Annotated in this window: 19 protein-coding genes; 11 read left to right on the top strand and 8 right to left on the bottom strand. The window is 62.7% G+C overall.

All coding sequences use genetic code 11. The annotated features are described in order from the left end of the window. Positions 1-20: 20 nt before the first annotated feature. Positions 21-1,904, bottom strand: a complete 1,884-nt coding sequence (locus YUA_RS0122375) for a TRAP transporter large permease subunit (RefSeq protein ID WP_027532710.1) — start codon at positions 1,902-1,904, stop codon at positions 21-23. A 5-nt stretch (positions 1,905-1,909) separates the two neighbouring features. Continuing rightward, positions 1,910-2,935, bottom strand: a complete 1,026-nt coding sequence (locus YUA_RS0122370) for a TRAP transporter substrate-binding protein (RefSeq protein ID WP_027532709.1) — start codon at positions 2,933-2,935, stop codon at positions 1,910-1,912. Here YUA_RS0122370 and YUA_RS51125 point away from each other — a divergent pair. Next, the gene (locus tag YUA_RS51125) at positions 2,910-3,119 is read left to right on the top strand and encodes a hypothetical protein (RefSeq protein WP_198029484.1); all 210 of its coding nucleotides are present in this window, start codon (positions 2,910-2,912) and stop codon (positions 3,117-3,119) included. The two genes, YUA_RS0122370 and YUA_RS51125, sit on opposite strands and share 26 nt — an antisense overlap. Here the strand turns inward: YUA_RS51125 and YUA_RS0122360 are convergent. From YUA_RS0122360 to YUA_RS0122350, 3 genes are read right to left on the bottom strand one after another with little or no spacing between them, the layout of a single operon-like run. Continuing rightward, positions 3,100-4,110, bottom strand: coding sequence for a transketolase family protein (locus YUA_RS0122360; RefSeq protein ID WP_027532708.1), 1,011 nt, complete (start codon positions 4,108-4,110; stop codon positions 3,100-3,102). The two genes, YUA_RS51125 and YUA_RS0122360, sit on opposite strands and share 20 nt — an antisense overlap. Continuing rightward, positions 4,107-4,952, bottom strand: coding sequence for a thiamine pyrophosphate-dependent enzyme (locus YUA_RS0122355; protein WP_027532707.1), 846 nt, complete (start codon positions 4,950-4,952; stop codon positions 4,107-4,109). Before YUA_RS0122355 ends, YUA_RS0122360 begins: the two co-directional genes overlap by 4 nt. Before the next feature lie 20 nt (positions 4,953-4,972). Continuing rightward, complete coding sequence (locus tag YUA_RS0122350) at positions 4,973-5,722, bottom strand: SDR family NAD(P)-dependent oxidoreductase (RefSeq protein WP_027532706.1); 750 nt, start codon at positions 5,720-5,722, stop codon at positions 4,973-4,975. A 138-nt stretch (positions 5,723-5,860) separates the two neighbouring features. Between YUA_RS0122350 and YUA_RS0122345 the strand changes: the two genes are divergently transcribed. The 6 genes from YUA_RS0122345 to YUA_RS51110 all read left to right on the top strand — a co-directional run bounded on the left by YUA_RS0122345 (position 5,861) and on the right by YUA_RS51110 (position 8,658). Next, the gene (locus tag YUA_RS0122345) at positions 5,861-6,751 is read left to right on the top strand and encodes a LysR substrate-binding domain-containing protein (protein ID WP_027532705.1); all 891 of its coding nucleotides are present in this window, start codon (positions 5,861-5,863) and stop codon (positions 6,749-6,751) included. Between the two features lie 274 nt (positions 6,752-7,025). Next, positions 7,026-7,337, top strand: coding sequence for an IS3 family transposase (locus YUA_RS0122340; protein ID WP_027532704.1), 312 nt, complete (start codon positions 7,026-7,028; stop codon positions 7,335-7,337). Beyond that, complete coding sequence (locus YUA_RS44710) at positions 7,334-7,783, top strand: IS3 family transposase (protein WP_084292778.1); 450 nt, start codon at positions 7,334-7,336, stop codon at positions 7,781-7,783. Before YUA_RS0122340 ends, YUA_RS44710 begins: the two co-directional genes overlap by 4 nt. Beyond that, the gene (locus tag YUA_RS51120; protein WP_198029483.1) at positions 7,780-8,148 is read left to right on the top strand and encodes an AraC family ligand binding domain-containing protein; all 369 of its coding nucleotides are present in this window, start codon (positions 7,780-7,782) and stop codon (positions 8,146-8,148) included. The genes YUA_RS44710 and YUA_RS51120 overlap by 4 nt, the downstream gene beginning before the upstream one ends. A 186-nt stretch (positions 8,149-8,334) precedes the next feature. Continuing rightward, complete coding sequence (locus tag YUA_RS51115) at positions 8,335-8,496, top strand: hypothetical protein (protein WP_198029482.1); 162 nt, start codon at positions 8,335-8,337, stop codon at positions 8,494-8,496. Between the two features lie 12 nt (positions 8,497-8,508). Next, a complete protein-coding gene (locus YUA_RS51110; RefSeq protein WP_256375380.1) occupies positions 8,509-8,658 on the top strand; it encodes an AraC family transcriptional regulator in 150 nt (49 codons plus the stop codon). 13 nt (positions 8,659-8,671) lie between these two features. On the opposite strand, the gene YUA_RS44695 is transcribed toward YUA_RS51110, so the two are convergent. The 3 genes from YUA_RS44695 to YUA_RS0122315 form a co-directional block, all read right to left on the bottom strand. Beyond that, positions 8,672-9,526, bottom strand: coding sequence for an NAD(P)-dependent oxidoreductase (locus YUA_RS44695; protein ID WP_245285224.1), 855 nt, complete (start codon positions 9,524-9,526; stop codon positions 8,672-8,674). Positions 9,527-9,630: 104 nt separating this feature from the next. Beyond that, positions 9,631-10,497 (bottom strand): IclR family transcriptional regulator, encoded by an 867-nt coding sequence (locus YUA_RS44690; protein WP_084292777.1) that lies wholly within the window; start codon positions 10,495-10,497, stop codon positions 9,631-9,633. Continuing rightward, the gene (locus YUA_RS0122315; protein WP_035971411.1) at positions 10,494-11,549 is read right to left on the bottom strand and encodes a Gfo/Idh/MocA family protein; all 1,056 of its coding nucleotides are present in this window, start codon (positions 11,547-11,549) and stop codon (positions 10,494-10,496) included. Before YUA_RS0122315 ends, YUA_RS44690 begins: the two co-directional genes overlap by 4 nt. A gap of 190 nt (positions 11,550-11,739) precedes the next feature. Here YUA_RS0122315 and YUA_RS0122310 point away from each other — a divergent pair, with 190 nt between their 5' ends. The 4 genes from YUA_RS0122310 to YUA_RS0122295 all read left to right on the top strand — a co-directional run bounded on the left by YUA_RS0122310 (position 11,740) and on the right by YUA_RS0122295 (position 17,304). Beyond that, positions 11,740-13,002, top strand: a complete 1,263-nt coding sequence (locus YUA_RS0122310) for an ABC transporter substrate-binding protein (protein ID WP_027532702.1) — start codon at positions 11,740-11,742, stop codon at positions 13,000-13,002. 78 nt (positions 13,003-13,080) lie between these two features. Next, positions 13,081-13,950, top strand: coding sequence for a branched-chain amino acid ABC transporter permease (locus tag YUA_RS0122305; protein ID WP_027532701.1), 870 nt, complete (start codon positions 13,081-13,083; stop codon positions 13,948-13,950). Next, positions 13,947-16,478 carry a branched-chain amino acid ABC transporter ATP-binding protein/permease gene (locus tag YUA_RS0122300; protein ID WP_035971401.1) on the top strand — a complete coding sequence of 844 codons (2,532 nt, stop codon included), beginning with the start codon at positions 13,947-13,949 and terminating at the stop codon, positions 16,476-16,478. The genes YUA_RS0122305 and YUA_RS0122300 overlap by 4 nt, the downstream gene beginning before the upstream one ends. Before the next feature lie 16 nt (positions 16,479-16,494). Further along, complete coding sequence (locus YUA_RS0122295; protein ID WP_027532699.1) at positions 16,495-17,304, top strand: shikimate dehydrogenase; 810 nt, start codon at positions 16,495-16,497, stop codon at positions 17,302-17,304. The last annotated feature ends 2 nt before the right edge of the window (positions 17,305-17,306 follow it).

Below are 17,306 nucleotides of genomic sequence, written 5' to 3'. Positions count from 1 at the left end.
ACCTCATATTCTTCGGCGGTTTACAAGAACCCGATGGAAATCCATGGCACTGCAGCCACTACAAGTGTGCCGAGGAGCAAGGCCACTATGTACGCGACGATCGGACCCATACCTTCGTCGGGATGAATCCGACTGATGGCGCAAGCCGCGTAATAGCCAACCCCGAAGGGCGGAGCGAAAAGACCGATTCCCATCGCAAGAACGACGACCATCGCATAGTGGACCTCGTGGACGCCGACCTGCCGCGCAATGGGGAAAAGTAGGGGCCCAAAGAGCACGATGGCAGGAATTCCTTCGAGCACGCTCCCCAGGATGACGAATGCAATGATAGTGACGATCAGAAACACCGGCACACCGCCAGGCAAAGAAGTCATGAACTTCGCAAGCGATGCCGAGAAGCCCGACTGGGTCAAAGCCCAGGCCATTCCCGTCGCCGCACCGATGATGAAGAGGATCGCGCCGGAGAGAGCCGCGGTCTCAACTAACATCGGATAGAGGCGCCGCCAGTCAAACTGGCGATAGATGAGAAGCCCAGCCAATATGGAATAGACGATGCCTATCGTCGAGACCTCGGTGGCAGTCGCGACCCCTTCGACAACCGCGGCGCGGATCACAAAAGGAAGAGCGATAGCGGGAATCGCAATCAGGAACGCACGACCAATTTCTCGGCCCGTCGCTCGCTGAACATGCGATAAGTCCTCCTTACGGTATCGCCACCACACGACCGCACACAGGCCGATCGCGAGCACGATGGCTGGTAGTAATCCGCCGGTAAACAGGGCCGCGATCGACACGCCGGTCACCGATCCGATCGTGATCAGCACCAACGACGGTGGGATTGTCTCAGTCTGGGCGCCAGTGGCCGCCAAGAGTGCGACGAGGTCACCGCGCTTTGCGCCGCGCTTGGTCATTTCGGGGAAAAGCACGGGCGCTATTGCCGCCATGTCGGCCGCCTTCGATCCCGAAATACCCGAGACCAAGTACATCGCACCGACCAGCACATACTGGAGGCCACCCCGGACGTGGCCGAGCAGGCTGGCAAGGAATCCGACCATGGCGCGGGCCATGCCAGTCATTTCGATCAACAAGCCGAGGAACACGAACAGCGGCACCGCAAGCAGGATAAGATGGCTCATGCCTTCGTCCATGCGGCCGATAACGACCACATCGGGCGTGCTCGTCGTCAGCGAAATGTAGCCGATTGTCGCAAGACCGAACGCGAACGCGATCGGCACCGCCGCAAAGACCATAGCGCCGACGATGAATACGAAGAAGATCAGCAAGTTGAAATTGCCGAGAGGTTTCAGCACGGGCGCCAGTAATGCGAGAACCGCAATCAGCGCTGCCACGGCAGCGATGGCCGCCGCGAGCTGCTTGACGTTGGCCGTAGCTGCCAGCCTCAAGGTTGCGACGATCAGCATCAATCCGATGCCGACAGGTAGCGCTGCGGCGCGCCAAGTGTTGACTATTCCGAGAGCGGGAGTGGTAACAAACACTTCGTCTGCCGCGAACTCATAGGCCGGATGAATGACCAAAAGCAGAAATGCCAACGACGCTGCCGTCGCGAAGACGTCAAGAAACAGCCTCGCTTCCGGGCGGATCATGCCGATGATCGCCGTCATCCGCATATGTTCGGCTCGCTGGAAGGCGACGACCGATCCCAGCATCGCAAGCCACAGGAACAAAATGCCGGCGAGTTCGTCCGACCAGACGATCGGTGCGTGGAGCACGTAGCGGGAGATGATGCCAACAAAGAGGACGATCACCTCGGCAACAACGAGTAGTGCGGCAGGAATGGCGACGACAGGCTTGAGCGCTTGGTTCAAGCTCACGACAACCTTTCGCCATCCGGAGGCCGGTTCCGGGAGGGCGAGGGTCGCCCCTTCTATATGTCCGTGTTCCATGGCGCTCACCCCAGCTTGCCGGCGGCTTTCTCGAGTTGACTCCAAGCCTCCTCACCGAACTTGGCTTTCCAGTCGGCATAGAAGCTCGTTTTCGCCAGAGCCTGGCGGAAGACCGATCGGTCCACCTCGAGGAACTGCATCCCCTTTGCGGTCAGATCAGTGCGTAGCGATTCGCTGAGCTTTGCGATGTCACCCCGCTCGTCGTTGGCCGACCGATCGAATTCGCGGGTCACAATCGCCTGAACGTCCTGAGGAAGCTTCTGGAAGGCGCGCTTGTTGCCGAGGATCCAGTAGTTGTCCCAGACGTGGCCCGTCAGGCTGCAGGTCTTCTGCACTTCATACAGGCGTGCCGTCGCAATGATCGGAAGGGGATTTTCCTGGCCGTCGACAACCTTGGTCTGTAACGCGGAATAGACCTCGTTGAAGTTGATCGGTGCCGGGCCTGCTCCCAGCGCGAGGAACAAAGAAGTCAAATTCGGCGCGGCCGGTACCCGGAGCTTGAAGCCCTTGAGGTCTTCCGGCGACTTAATTTCCCGACCCGAAGACGTGATGTGGCGAAAGCCGTTGTCCCAGGGCTTGGAGACCGTCATGATCGGTGTCTTGGCAATCTGTGCCCGGATGTACGCGCCGAGTTCGCCATCCATGGCTTTCCAGACCGCTTCGTAGTTCGGAAAGACGAACCCCAGATTGACGATGCCGGCGGCCGGCACAAGCGTGGCGAGGATCAGAGAGGACAGGTTGAAGAACTCCACGCTACCGTTGCGGACCTGCGTCAGCAGATCCGTATCCGAGCCGAGCTGATTGGCTGGAAAGAGATTGATTTCCAGGCGCCCGCTCGTCGCTTCCTTGATGCGATCAGCAGCCTCTTTAGCTCGAATATTCACCGGATGCGTCGGGTCCTGCCCGGTCGCGAGCTTGTAAGTAAATTCCGCCGCCGCAGCGGGGCGGCTGAGGCCGGCGCACAACGGAACGGCCGCGCCGGCCAGGAGCAACTTACGACGAGTAATGGCAATCGATTTGCGTTGGGCCATTGCTTCCTCCTTGTTGAGACGTATTGGTATGTTCATCGGCAGCGGCACTTTGTTTGCAGCTTCGGCCGGTTCTGGCGCCGGCCGTCAGGCAAGGGCCATCGATCTCCGCGGCGACGCCGCGCAGGCGATGTTCTCGGTCGAACTTGACGAATGGCGCTGCGCGCTTAGCGCAGCCACCCTTTGATCTGCCGTGTAACTTCGGCAGTAGAAATGCCATAACGATCATGCAGCGTGGGAAGCGCCCCAGCGGCAAGAAACTCATCGGGCAGTGCGATCTGGCGGAAGGTCGCGTGGACGCCGGAGCGCATCAGCAACGCGGCAACCGCCTCTCCAAGGCCACCGATGATGGTATGGTTTTCCGCGACAACGACGAGACGACCGGGCTTGCCGGCTTCGCGCAAGATAGCTTCGTGGTCGAGCGGCTTGATCGTCGGCACATGCAACACGGCCGCATCCACGCTGTCGCCAGCGAGCTCCTTTGCGGCTTCGAGCGCGCGCATGGTCATGATCCCAGAGGAGATGATCAGGACTTCCCGACCATCGCGAAGTAGAGATGCCTTGCCGAGCTGGAACTGATAGTTGTACTCGTCCAGTACAAGCGGCACCTGACCACGCAACAGCCGCATGTACACCGGCCCATGATGTGCCGCGATGGCCGGAACGATCTGTTCGATTTCATGAGCGTCGCAGGGATCGATCACAGTCATGTTTGGCATTGCGCGGAACAGGGCGAGGTCTTCCGCCGCCTGGTGGCTCGGGCCGTAGCCGGAGGTGAGGCCGGGCAAGGCGCAGACGATCTTAACGTTGCGGTCTTCTTCCGCGATGGTCTGATGAATGAAATCGTAGGCGCGGCGCGAAGCGAACACCGCGTAAGTAGTAGCAAAGGGCATGAATCCTTCGGCCGCCATGCCCGAAGCTGCACCGTAAAGCAGCTGTTCCGCCATACCCATTTGATAGTAGCGATCAGGGAATGCCCTCGCGAAAATATGCAAATCTGTATACTTGCCGAGGTCGGCTGTTAGCCCCACGACCTCCGGACGGCTCCGGGCTAGCTCGACGAGTGCGTTACCGAACGGGGCCGGCTTCGTCTTTTGACCTTCTGCCGCAATCGACGCGATCATCGCAGAGGTGGTGAGCCGCGGCTTCCCGGGCGTAGCTGACATTGGCGACTTCATGACCTGTCTCCTGCATCGAGTTCTGCCAGCGCGAGCTGCCACTCGTGCGGCTCGACTCGGATGAAATGATTTTTTTCGCGCCGCTCCAGAAACGGAACGCCTTTTCCCATAAGGGTGTCAGCGACGATTACGCGCGGCTGCGGTTCGGAGTGCGAGATTGCTGCGTCAAAGGCTGCCAAGACGGCACCAAGATCGTTGCCGTCGACCCGGCGCACGAACCAGCCGAATGCCTCAAGCTTGTCGACCAGCGGCTCGAATCCCATCATCTGCTTCGAGGGGCCGTCGGCCTGCTGGTTGTTCACGTCGATGATCGCGATCAGATTGTCGAGCTTGTGGTGTGCAGCCGACATCATCGCCTCCCACTTCGAACCCTCGTCGAGCTCTCCGTCAGAGAACAACGTGAAGACGCGGCTTTTGGAGCCCTTCCGCTTCAACCCGAGGCCCATGCCGACCGCGATGCTCAGTCCGAGCCCCAGGGACCCGCCGGACATTTCCATGCCGGGCGTGTAGGAGGCCATGCCTGACATCGGCAGGCGGCTTTCGTCGAAGCCGTACGTCTCGAGTTCGGCTTCGGGGATGATGCCGGCCTCGATCAGTGCGGCATAAAGGGCGATGGCGTAGTGGCCGTTGGAAAGAAGGAAACGGTCGCGATCTTCCCAGGTGGGCTCCTCGGGCCGGTAGCGCATCGCGTGAAAGTATGCGACCGCCAGCACGTCGGAGATGTCGAGCGCCTGCGCGATGTAACCCTGGCCTTGAACTTCGCCCATGCGCAGGGCGTTACGGCGAATGTTGCGCGCGCGCTGCGCAAGGGTCGGAGCGTTAACAAGCGTATTCGTGGACATGATTCTCTCCATCGCTGCCCTTAGTGAATGAGCATCCCGCCATTGACGTCGATCACGGCGCCGGTGACGTAGGCCGAAAGGTCGGAAGCCAGGAAAGTGTAGATTCCCGCGACATCCTGCGCTTCGCCAAGCCTTCCGAGCGGAATGCCTTCCAAGATCTTTGTCCTCATTTCGTCTGTGAGCTTGCCGGACGTGATGTCGGTGCCGATCAAACCCGGCGTGACGCAGTTGACGCGAATTCCGTCCGCGCCAAACTCCCTCGCCATCGCCTTGGCAAGCCCAAGTACGCCCGCCTTCGCTGCCGAGTAGTGCGGACCACCAAAAATGCCCCCACCGCGCTGAGCCGATACCGACGACATGCAGGCAATCGATCCGGACCTGCGCTTCTGCATGTGCGGAATGACCGCCTGAGACACGAACAGTATGCCCTTGAGGTTGACGTCCTGAATCCGGTCCCAGTCGCCCGGCTTGATGTCGAGGAACTTCGCCGGCTGGGTAATGCCGGCGTTGTTGATCAAGATATCGATCTGACCGAAGGCACCGGCGACGGCTTCGACTGCTTTCAAGCAAGCGGCTTGGTCGGCTACGTTGCAGGCCACTCCGATATGAGCGTCGCCCAGGCCGTTCGCAGCCGCTTGCGCAGCGGGCCCATCGATATCGAGGATGGCTACCCGAGCGCCTTCTTCCGCAAACCGCCTGGCGGTCGCGAGGCCAATCCCGCGGGGCGAAGCCGCACCTGTAATAATTGCTGTTTTGCCGCGAAGCAGCATTCGATCCTCCCTGTGTCTATTTTTCCAGACGCTGCGGTAGGCAGCCGGTCCTCTTGATCTCAGTCCTAGATCCGAGGCGCTTCAGGGACAAACGCGCTATTGTCTTGGATATGTGAATCTGGTTCACTCATGGGTATGCTGCTGTCGAGCATCCCGATCTCGGCTATCCGAGCCTTCGAAGCGGCTGCGCGCACTGGCTCCTTCAGCGACGCGGCCGACGAACTGCATTTGACACCGAGCGCAGTCAGCCACGCTATCCGCAAGCTCGAAAGCACGATGAGCACTACGCTGTTCGAGCGGAGTGCACGTTCCGTCCGTCTAACACCGGCGGGCGAAAATCTGATGCGCCACGCCGGCGCGGCTTTTGACAATCTGCGACGTGGTATCGAAGAGGTAGCTGGTCGCGGGCCGCAGCTCTTGAGAGTGCATTGCGCGCCAAGCTTCGCAGCGCAATGGCTGGCCCCGCGCTTGACCAAGTTTCTTGCTGCCGAACCGAAACTGGAAGTTCGCCTCGCCGCCAATACAGAGTACGCCCGCTTTACTAATGACGATTTCGATCTGGACATCGTCTACGGTTCGCCTCGTGGCGAGGGCCTCGAGGTGGTCCCACTCGGAGAAGAGACCGTCACCCCGCTGTGCGTTCCTCAGATCGCGAAGAGAATTCGCCAGCCAAAGGATCTGTTGAGCCAGGTGCTAATCCGCTCGGACGTAAAGCAAGTTCAGTGGCATCAATGGTTCACTGCAAACGGACTTGAGCCTCCCGCGATCCATGGAATGAGATTTGACCGCAGCTTCCTCGCAATAGCTATGGCATGTGGCGGCGTTGGCGTGACTTTGGAATCAACTCGCTTGGCCGAACGCGAAATAGAATCGCGGCGCCTGATCGCGCCGCTGGCCGGTCGCTCCACCGACATCCGCTATGTTGGCCATCACCTCGTCTTCCCTCGCGCGGGCCGTCAGCGCCGCGCCTTGCGAACCTTCGTGGACTGGATCACGTCTGAGCTCGCGCAGACCGACAAGAAGGCCTAGCACAAGCTTGGGACGCAGCTTGGCCAGTGGAGCAATTTCCGCGCTGAAGTATCCCGGACATAGTATCACTCCGAGCTGTCGTCGGCTTTTGGCTGTTCTGCGACATTCGCGTCCCGCCGATGTCCACTTAGCTAAAATCTATCGTTGCTCGAAACTCTAGCATTGGGCCCTACCCTTCTGCACTAAAAACCACGCTGCGGTACTCCGTTGGCGCATGAACCTCCTCCGAATGAGTGGACACCTGTAGTAGGCTCATTGAGCCTGGAGGTGTCGAATGGAACGTCAACGTCGGTCATTTGCCGAAGAGTACAAGCGCCAAGCCGTCGAGCTGGTATCGTCGAGCGGGCGCTCCATTGGGTCTGTTGCCAAGGAACTCGGTCTGCGCGACTCGGTGCTGCGGCGCTGGGTTGACAAGCTCCGCCAGCAGCCGGCATCGGCGGCGTGGCGCCCCACCACGCAGGCGACGCCGATGCCGGCGGACCAGGCTTCGGAGATCGCCCGGTTGCGCCAGGAGAACGAACGGTTGCGCATGGAGCGCGACATTTTAAAAAAGTCGATCGCGATCTTTGCCGGAACCCGGACATGAGCTTCCGCTTCATTGAGGACCACCGCGACGCCTATCCAGTGCGACTGATGTGCGCCGTGCTCGAGGTCTCGCCGGCCGGCTATTACGCCTGGCGTGATCGCCCGGTGAGCGACCGTGCAACCTCCAATGCCGCGCTCCTGGTCGCGATCCGGCAAGTCCATCAAGACAGCAGCGGACGCTACGGCAGTCCCCGCGTCCATGCTGTCCTGCGCAGACAGGGTCGTGGCGCCAGCCGTGGCCGGATCGAACGGCTGATGCACCGGCACGGTATCCGCGCCATCCATGGCACGGCCCCGCCGTGTGCGCACCACCGACAGCCGTCACGACCTGCCGATCGCACCGAACCTGATCGCCCGCGACGAACCTCCTTTCTTATTGTACTTTTCGTAAGTGCGGCGCAGCGAACCGCAATGACCAAACGCGCCGACCTGGAACCGCGGGCATGATCCCACACTACTTTTTGTACGAAGAGGACGATGCGAAGGTTGAACCCGCATTCCTCCACATCGAACCGATCCCGGTGCGCAGCGGACGCCACAATTGGACAATTCAAACCCACACACACCCTGACCATCACCAGATCCTGGCGATCAGCGAAGGTGGCGGCACCATCGAAGTCGAAGGCGAACTCTGGGAGCTGACTCCGCCGTCGCTGGTGATCATTCCCGCGCTCACCATTCACGCCATCCGCTTCACGCCCGGCACCGACGGCTATGTCATCACGGTCGCACCGCCTTTCCTGCAATCGGCCCTCGACGACGATCCCGAGCTCGTCGGTAGCTTTCATGTGCCTGCCCGCTTTCTCCCGTAGCAGATCGGGGACGACATCGACCTGATCGGCCTGTTCGCCTCGCTCGAACATGAGTTCGTCTGGTCGGCGCCCGGACGGCGCATCGCGATCAAGGCCTATCTGCAATTGCTTGCGGTCGCTGCGCGGAGGCTACTGGAGCAGGAGCGTGCTCGCCCCGTCGCCTTCGCGCGCGATGCAAACACCGTGATGCGCTTTCGCGAACTCGTCGAGCAGCACTATCGCAATCACCCCCCGCTCGATTTCTACGCACGCAAGCTGGGCGTGACGACCGCGCGCCTCAATGCCTGTTGCGGTGTCGCGACAGGCCGGCCCTCACTGGCGCTGATCAACGACCGTCTGCTCACTTAAGCCAAGCGCAACCTGCTCTATTCTGACATGACCGTGAACGAAATCGGCGCCGCACTCGGCTATGACGACGCGGCCTATCTCAACCGGTTCTTCTCGCGCAATGTCGGCGTGCCGCCCGGCCGCTTCCGGGACAGCCTGCTGCCCGGCCGCAACCGCAACTGACCGCGCGCTGCCGTCAATTCGCCAACGTGAAGGCGAGCCCCCGCCGCTTTAGTGAAGCGTCATCATCGCGCCGATAAAGCTCGATGGTGCGGCGGATGCCATCCCGGAGCGAGGTGGCGGGCAGATTAGGAAATACGCGACGCAAATCTCCTTCGCCGATGTCCGCCGCGAATGGGAGTACGGGTCCGTCGATGGCGATCCTGGCGTTGGGGACAACGGCCCGGACCGCTGCGACCACATCCTCATTCGACACCACTTCGCCCGGCAGGTTGAAGACATGCGCACCATGAGGCTCGCGGCGAAGCGCGGCTTCGTAGGCTGCGACTACGTCATCGACAAACACGAGGCCGGCAGTCGCGATGTAAGGAATAACGTAGGCTTTGCCGCGCGCCGCCGCGCGGCAGGCCAGCGAAGGACCCGCGGTCGATCCGCTCTCCCGGCCATAGCCGTAGACGATGTAAGGGCGGAAACCGACGCTGGCCATGCCGTGATCCGCCCAATAGGCCCGTGCACTGCCCTCGCAGGCGAGCTTGAACGTACCGTAATGGGTCATCGGACGCGGCGTCGTCTCGTCGTCGGGGCCGTAGACGCCGGCACTGCTGGTGAAGACGATACGGCGGATGCTCAGCGCCCGCGCGGCGTTGAAGACATTCAGCGTTCCGACCAGATTGATCATCGCGCCGCGGACCGGGTCGTCCTTGCACGCCGGCGTCAGGATGCCCGCCAGATGGACGATCGCGTCGCAGTCTTCGGCAGCGGCCCGCACCGAAGGCCCATCGGCGATATCACCGAGGTGCCACTCTACCGACGCTGCCGCGGCTCCGACAATCTGGTCGAACTGCGCGCCGCGCGGGATCGGTTCAAACACACGAAGCCGATCGCCCTTTTCGGCGAGACGCCGCGCCAACCAGCACCGATGAAACCGCCGCCGCTCGTGACGAGGACTCGCGTTCGACTCACAACACGCGCTGTTCAGGATGCACTGGTGCCGAAGAAGCTGCCAACGGGCCGGCCACTTTGCAGACCCGGCGAGGCGAGCGTTGCCATCGAGAGCTCCTGCGCTGTCTGCACCAGCGCCGGCGCCAGTTCGAGCATCCGCTGTTCCGTCAACCGGATATGGGGACCTGCAATCACGACCACGCCGGTCACTTCCTTGGTCTTGGGGTGACGTATCGGCGCTGCGGTCGCACTCATCCAGGGTGTGTAGGTCTGCATGCAGACGCTGACGCCACGCTTGCGGGTCTGACGCAGATACTTCTGCAAGGCCGGCCAACTCTCCGGCGCGCGTGGGCCATAGTCCTTGCGCAGTCCATAGCCCTGCTTCTCAACGAGTGCGCGCGCTTCCTCGTCGGTGAGGCAGGACAACCAGGCGTGTCCACTGGCGGAGCAGGATAGCCGTGCCACCTGGCCCATGTCGGGATCATAGCGTAGACCGGAAGGCGAGCCCTGCGCCTTGGCGACCCACACGAGTTCGCGCCCATCGATCATCGCGAGGCGCACCAGCTCGCCACTTTCCAGCGCTAGCCGATCAAGAAGCGGCTGGGCGAAGTCGGTGATTCCGCTGCCAGCAAGGAAGGTGAAGGCGAGCGAGGCGATCCTGGCGGTGAGCTGGTAAGCGCCCTGCTCGCGCTCCTGCTTGACGTAACCATGCTCGATTAGGCTGGCGAGCACACGATGCGTGGCGCTGCGCGGGATGTGCAGTGATTCGGCGATCTCGAACAACAGCATGCCACGGGCATTGGTGGCGAGCAGCTCAAGCACACCGAGAGTCCGCTCCAAAAGGCCGCTCGGCGCCTCGACGGGCTCCGAATTCTTCAGCACGAGGGCATCCTGGTTCACGATTCCGTCTCCTGATCAGGCCTCACTATCTGGCCGGTTTCGGCGGCTTTGTGAACAGCCATTGTGGCCTGCAATGTCAGCATTCCGTCGCGCGCGGTGATCAGCGGCGATTCCTGCCCGCGCGCAACCCGCACGAGATGATCGAGCTGCGCGCGGTAGGGATCGCCCCGCTCAATACCGACGCTCTCGCGCGCAATCGGCGCAAACCAGCTCTTCGCGGACGCATAGTGCCAGTACTCGAGTGTCGGCAGGCCGAGCGAGCCTTCGGTTCCACTGATGAAGTGCGTCTGCACCGCGACAGGTTGGGGCGGATAGTTCGGGCTCTCGCCGCTGGCAAGATCCCAACTCCATGGCGTGACCGCGGTGTCGCTGAGGTTCAAGGTCACCAGGGCGCCATTGACGAGACGGAGCAGAACGGCCGCGCTGTCCTCGACCGCAAATCCACGCACGGCATTCGAGGCGACCGCCTGAACCGAAGCGATCTCGCCGCAGAGATGGCGGATCAGATCGATCTCGTGAATGAGGTTGATCAGCACCGGCCCGCCGCCGGGCTCGCGCCGCCAGGCCATCTCGAAATAGTCGGCGGGCTTGAAGAAGGTGTAGAGCACGGATGCGTTGGTCAGGCGGCCGAGCGCGCCTTCGGCAATCATCGCCCGAGCCCGCCGAACGATCGGATTGTGCCGCCGATGGTGCCCGACCAGAACGGGCACGCCGGCGCGCTCCGAAGCAGCCGCGATCGCAGCTGCGTCGGCGAGCGTGCTTGCGATCGGCTTCTCGACCAGCGCCACAATGCCGCGCTCGATGCAAGCGATCGCGAGCTCGCGATGGGTCGCATTCGGGGTGGCGATGATCGCCGCGGCCGGCTTCACCTCAGCCAACAGGTCTCGCGGGTCGGAATACCAGCGCACGCCGAGATTTTCCGCGTAAGCCTTTCCTGCAGCCGCAGGTTCGGCGATTGCAGCGAGCCTGCAGCTGTCCGATCGACGGATCGTCTCGACGTGAGCCCGTCCGATTGCACCCGTTCCGATTACCGCTACGGCGACGTCATTCATTTCCGCCCCTTCATGCCTTGGCGTTGTTCCCTGATCGCCTATAGCATGCGGCGATCTAAATTGGAATTGAATTCCACTTTCTTTTATTTTGGTATTGGAATGCAATTCCAGTCGTGCTACAGGCAACCTCAAGCGCCGCACAGAAAGGCCCGCCGGCAAAGACCGGTCCATGTCAGGAGGGAGGAACGAAATGACGGAACAGATGAAGACGCTTGCGACCACCGGACTGCGCATCGGCCGGCGCAGCCTGCTCTTGGGCGCGAGCTCGCTCGCGGCCTCGCGGCTCGGCATGCCCTATATCGGCAACGCTGCCGCGGCCGAGTCGATCAAGATCGGAATGATCTGGGCCAAGACCGGAAACATCGTCGATCAGGCAGAGTATCTTGCCCAGGGCGGCATGCTGGCACTGGAGCAGCGAGGCAACATGCTGCTCGGGCGGCCCGCGGAGATCGTTTGGCTGGACGAACCCAATCCGCAAGGCGCGCAGCAGAGCGCCGAGCGTCTGGTGGGCGAGCAGAAGGTCGTCGGCATGGTCGGTGGCGCGCTCTCGTCCTTCGCGCTGGCGATCTCGTCGGTGGCCAAGAAAGCCAAGATCCCCTACGTCGCCGCCAATGCAGCCACCGGCGATCTGACCGGCAAGTCGTGCAACAAGTACACCTTCCGCCTGCAGCCGCCGGTCGATGTCCATGCCCGCATCCTTGCGCCCTATTGCGCGTCGATCGGCAAGAAGTGGTACCTGCTGACGGCATCCTACGCCTTCGGCCAGGACATCAAGCGCGCCTTCACCGACTACATCACCAGCAATGGTGGCACGGTGGTCGGCGCCGACGAAGTGCCGGTCGGCACGCCGGATTATTCGTCGTTCATCCTGAAGATCCGCGCCGCCAAGCCTGACGTGGTGATCGGCGGCATCTCCGCCAGTGACCTCACCACCTTCCTGAAGCAATGGAACGAGCTCGGCATGAAGGGCAAAATCCCCTTCGCCGAGATCTCGGTCGGTAACACCGACCTGTGGGGCGTCGGCCCCGAAGCCGCCGATGGCCTCTACACCATCACTTGGTGGTACAAGAATCCAAACAATCCGCCTGAAGAGCAGGCGATGGCCGCGGCCTACGAGAAGAAATACAACCGCCCGGCGGCGGACAAGGTCTGGATGGGCTGGCTCGGCATGAAGAGCCTGCTCGAAGCAATCGAGATGGCGAAGTCGACCGAACCGGCCGCCATTGTTCACGCTCTCGAGGATTGGAAATATCGTCGCGGCGATCTGGATGTGGGCTATCGCTCTTTCGATCACCAAATGATCAATCGCGTGCTGGTCGCAGGCATCCATCCAAAGATCACCGACAAGTGGGACTATTTCGACATCAAGGCGGAGCTGCCGAAGACGGCGGACGACATTGCCAAAGCCTTTGGCTCGCAGGCCGACAGCGCCTGCAAGATGGACACGCTCTGACGTCGCTTAAAGGTGACGCGCGGTTTCACGGCCAATGGCCTTTGCATCGCGCGTCGTCACCCAACAATGGATGACGCCATGCTCGATATGATCTTGTCGCAGGCCGTCAACGGCCTCGTGCTGGGCTTTCTCTACGTCCTGATTGCGATCGGGCTCTCGATCATTTTCGGGATGCTCGGCATCGTCAATTTCGCGCACGGCGCCTTCTTCGCGGTGGGCGCCTACCTCGCTTATGTGCTCGGTAAGGAATTCGGTTGGTGGGCGGCACTCGCGGCGCCCCTGCTAACCGGCGCCATCGGCGTCGTCGTTGAGATGGTCCTGATCCGGCATCTCTACGGCAAGGAGCCGCTGCTCGGACTAATTCTCACTTTCGCGCTCGCGCTACTGGCTGAGGCGGTGTTGCGGCTGATCTTCGGCGGCGCGCCAGTTCCCTTTGCCGCACCAAAATTCCTGGCCGGCTTCGTCGAATACGGCCCGATCCTGATCACCAAGTACCGGTTGTTCGTGCTGGTCACGACCGCGCTCGTGCTCGTGCTGTTCTGGGCGTTCCTTGCTTACACGCCTTACGGCCGAATCATTCGCGCCGGATCGCGCGATCCGGAGATGGTCGGCCTGCTCGGCATCAACCTGCCTGTCGTCTTTTCCGGCGTGTTCGGCATGGGCTGCCTGCTCGCCGGCCTCGGCGGGTTGCTGGCCGCACCGCTTTGGACCATCTCGCCGTCGATGGCCGCCGGCGCCATCATGCCAGCCTTCGTGATCGTGACCATCGGCGGTCTCGGCTCCTTCCTCGGCGCCATCGTGGCCGGCCTCCTGGTCGGCATCACCACCGCCATGACCATCCAGTTCCAGCCGGAGTGGTCCGGCGCGGCGATGTACATCCTGATGGCTGCCATCCTGCTGATCCGTCCGCGCGGACTGTTTGGCGAACGCTGGGAGAGATTCGAGTGAACAAACTTGCCGCACTACGCCATCCGGCGTTCGTCACCGCCATCGTCCTCGCGGCCCTCACCGCGGTCTGGTCGCTGCTCGGCGCGCCGATCTCGCTGATCACCCAGATCGCGATCTACACCCTCTACGGCGCCGGCGTGAATCTCCTGGTCGGCTATACCGGCCTTGTCCCGTTCGGCGCCTCGGTGTTCTTCGGCTGCGCGAGCTACGCGGTCGCCTTCTTCATGCTCGGCCGCTACGGCAACGATCTCGTCTCACTGTTGCTTGCGACAGTGTTCTCCGCCCTGCTTGCGCTCGTGATCGGCGCGATCATCCTGCGCCGCAGGGGACTGTATTTCTCGCTGCTCACGCTGGCATTTTCCCAGATCGCCTTCGAGATCGCCTTCAAATGGACTGCCGTCACCGGTGGTGAGAACGGGCTGCAGGGCGTCTATCGCACGAGCTTCAGCAGCCCCTGGTCGTTCCACGCCTTCGTGGTCGCCGCCGTCGTTGTCTGCATCTGGCTGATGTGGCGGATCGCCCATTCGCCGTTCGGCCGCGTGCTGCAGGCGGTGCGCGACAACGAGCAGCGCGCGAGCAGTCTCGGCTACAATGTCCATCGCTTCCGGCATGGCGCGCTGATCCTCACCGGCACGTTCGTTGGTTTCGGCGGCGGCCTGCTCACCCTCATGCTGGAGGGCGTCTATGCCAACAATCTGAGCTGGCAGCATGCCGGCGATTCCCTGCTGATGACGGTGCTCGGAGGCGTGCATCACGTGCTCGGACCGTTGTGGGGCGCGATCGCCTTCATCCTGCTCGAGGACCGGCTCTCGGCCGTCACCGAGAACTGGTGGCTGATCTTCGCGCCGATCCTGATGCTGTTTGCGCTGACATCTCCGGAAGGCATGCAGGGACTGTGGCAACGGCTCTACGGTCGGCAGCGCTGGACCTTGGTGCGCCCCGACATCCCGCCGCGGCCCGACGTCATCGCCCCGTTCACGAGCAGCGCCGCAGGGTTCGTGCGCGGCAAGCTATTGTTGCAGACTTTCGCCCTGAGCAAGAATTTCGGCAGCCTGGTGACGGCCAAGAGCATCGACCTCGAAGTCCGCAGCGGCGTGCTTCACAGCATCATCGGGCCGAACGGCGCCGGCAAGACGACGTTCTTCAACATGCTGTCCGGAGCGCTGAAGCCCAGCGGCGGGCGCATCGTGTTCGACGGCACCGACGTGACGCGGGCGCCGATGCATATACGAGCTCGCTTCGGCATCGGGCGCTCGTTCCAGATCCTCTCGATCTTCCCGAACCTCACCGTGTTCGAGAACGTCCGCGTGGCGGTGCAGGCCCAGGGCGCGGGATCGGGCCGGCTGCTCGCCGACGCCTATGCCGTGGACACGGATAACGCGCGGACCTGGTCGATCCTCAACGCCGTCGGCCTTGCCGATGTCGCGGCCGAGCAATGCGTCAATCTCCCACATGGCGCCAAGCGCCTGCTCGAGATTGGGATCACGCTTGCGATTGACTCCAAGCTGCTGCTGCTCGACGAGCCGCTGGCGGGCCTCGCCGAAGCCGACCGCGTCGTCGTCGCCGAGCTGATCCGGAAGCTCGCACAGTGCCAGGGCGTGCTGCTGATCGAACACGACATCGACCGCGTGCTGGCGATCTCCGACCGGATCTCGGTGCTCCACCAGGGACGCATGATTGCCGACGGCAAGCCCTCGGAAGTCGCGGCCAATCCCGACGTGATCGCGGCCTATCTCGGCGCCGCCAAGGACGGCGCGCAGGCCCCGCCGCCGGCGATCGAGCGCGTCGCGCATGCACAGGCAGCGGCTGTGCTTGTCGCGAGCCGCGTCTCCGCAGGCTATGGCGGGAGCACGGTCCTGGAGTCCGTCGATCTTATCGTGCACGCGGGCGAAGCCGTCGCGCTGCTCGGCCGCAACGGTGTCGGCAAGACGACCCTGCTGCGCAGCCTTAGCGGGACGCTGACCGCGAGCAGCGGCGACATCCTGTTCGAGGGCAAGCCGCTCACCCATCTGAAGCCCTACGAGATCAACCGGCTTGGCGTGTCCCTGGTACCCGAGGGACGCCGGCTGTTCCCTAATCTGACGGTCACCGAAAATCTGCAGCTTGCGGCCCGCCCGGGCGGCATCGGGCTCGACGGGGCGTTCGAGCTGTTCCCTCGCCTGCGTGAGCGCCGCGGCGCCAAGGCCGAGAGCCTGTCGGGCGGCGAGCGCCAGATGGTCGCGATCGCTCGCGCCCTGATGGTACCGAGCAAACTGATCCTGCTCGACGAGCCCTTCGAAGGCCTCGCACCGGCCGTAGTCAAGGAAGTCATGGACGCGCTCATCAAGCTGCGTGGCAAAGTCGCCATGGTCATCGTCGAGCATCATGCCGAACTCGTCCTGCCCATCGTCGATCGCGCCTATGTGCTGGTGAACGGCCAGATCGCATTCACCGGCGACGCGGTGATCCTGGAGCAAGACCATGAACTGCAGGCCCGCCTGCTCGGCGTCGTGCAGGCCGAGCCGGCAGAAGCCCGCGGAGCGGCATAACAAGAGAACAACAAGAATGATCAGCCTGAATCTGACCGGCGCGACGCGCCTCAACGTGATCGTCGGCGACCCCATCGCGCAGGTGAAATCGCCTGGCGGCGTCACGAAGGCTTTCGTCGATCGCGGCTATGACGGCATCCTGGTGCCCGTGCAGGTCCATGGTGCCCATCTGGAAGCGTTGCTCACCGCGTTGACGGAGGTTCGCAATCTCGACGGCATCATCGTCACGGTTCCGCACAAATTTGCCTGCTTCGCGTTCTGCGCCAGCGCGACCAAGCGGTCGCGCCTGCTCTGCTCGGTCAACATCCTGCGGCGGCGGCCGGAAGGCGGCTGGCACGGCGACATCGTCGACGGGCTCGGCTTCGTCGGCGCGGTGCGCGCCAATGGCGGCGAACCCGCCGGCAAGCGCGCACTGCTGGTCGGCGCCGGCGGCGCAGGTTCGGCGATCGGCATGGCGCTGGTCGAGGCCGGCGTGCGCTCGCTCGCGGTCCACGACAGCGAAACCGCCCGCCGAGAGCAGTTGATTGCCAAGCTCAAGACGCTCGGCCGGGCCGATATCCATGCGGGCTCGGCGGACCCTTCCGGCTTCGAGCTGGTCGCCAACGCGACTCCGCTGGGCATGAGGGCGGGCGATCCCTATCCGGTCGACGTCTCGAAGCTCAATGCCGGCACCTTCGTCGGCTGCGTCGTCACCAGCCCGGCGGTCTCACCACTCGTCGAGTCCGCCCGGCGCCTGGGATGCCGGACCTCGACCGGCACCGACATGTACAATGCGCTGCAGAGCTCGATGATCGACTTCCTGCTTGCACGCGACGGCGCGAGGTAAGG

The organism is Bradyrhizobium sp. WSM3983 (genome assembly GCF_000473045.1).
In the GTDB taxonomy this organism is placed as follows: Bacteria; Pseudomonadota; Alphaproteobacteria; order Rhizobiales; family Xanthobacteraceae; genus Bradyrhizobium.
The sequence above is the reverse complement of the archived record's forward strand: the minus strand, read 5'-3'. Positions and strand labels throughout refer to the sequence as shown.

Excerpts from the sequence above, each read along its gene's own strand:
- YUA_RS0122375 (WP_027532710.1), bottom strand. The coding sequence starts at position 1,904 with ATGGAACACGGACATATAGAAGGGGCGACCCTCGCCCTCCCGGAACCG.
- YUA_RS51125 (WP_198029484.1), top strand. The coding sequence starts at position 2,910 with ATGGCAATCGATTTGCGTTGGGCCATTGCTTCCTCCTTGTTGAGACGT.
- YUA_RS0122370 (WP_027532709.1), bottom strand. The coding sequence starts at position 2,935 with ATGGCCCAACGCAAATCGATTGCCATTACTCGTCGTAAGTTGCTCCTG.
- YUA_RS0122360 (WP_027532708.1), bottom strand. The coding sequence starts at position 4,110 with ATGAAGTCGCCAATGTCAGCTACGCCCGGGAAGCCGCGGCTCACCACC.
- YUA_RS0122355 (WP_027532707.1), bottom strand. The coding sequence starts at position 4,952 with ATGTCCACGAATACGCTTGTTAACGCTCCGACCCTTGCGCAGCGCGCG.
- YUA_RS0122350 (WP_027532706.1), bottom strand. The coding sequence starts at position 5,722 with ATGCTGCTTCGCGGCAAAACAGCAATTATTACAGGTGCGGCTTCGCCC.
- YUA_RS0122340 (WP_027532704.1), top strand. The coding sequence starts at position 7,026 with ATGGAACGTCAACGTCGGTCATTTGCCGAAGAGTACAAGCGCCAAGCC.
- YUA_RS44710 (WP_084292778.1), top strand. The coding sequence starts at position 7,334 with ATGAGCTTCCGCTTCATTGAGGACCACCGCGACGCCTATCCAGTGCGA.
- YUA_RS51120 (WP_198029483.1), top strand. The coding sequence starts at position 7,780 with ATGATCCCACACTACTTTTTGTACGAAGAGGACGATGCGAAGGTTGAA.
- YUA_RS51115 (WP_198029482.1), top strand. The coding sequence starts at position 8,335 with ATGCGCTTTCGCGAACTCGTCGAGCAGCACTATCGCAATCACCCCCCG.
- YUA_RS0122315 (WP_035971411.1), bottom strand. The coding sequence starts at position 11,549 with ATGAATGACGTCGCCGTAGCGGTAATCGGAACGGGTGCAATCGGACGG.
- YUA_RS0122310 (WP_027532702.1), top strand. The coding sequence starts at position 11,740 with ATGACGGAACAGATGAAGACGCTTGCGACCACCGGACTGCGCATCGGC.
- YUA_RS0122305 (WP_027532701.1), top strand. The coding sequence starts at position 13,081 with ATGCTCGATATGATCTTGTCGCAGGCCGTCAACGGCCTCGTGCTGGGC.
- YUA_RS0122295 (WP_027532699.1), top strand. The coding sequence starts at position 16,495 with ATGATCAGCCTGAATCTGACCGGCGCGACGCGCCTCAACGTGATCGTC.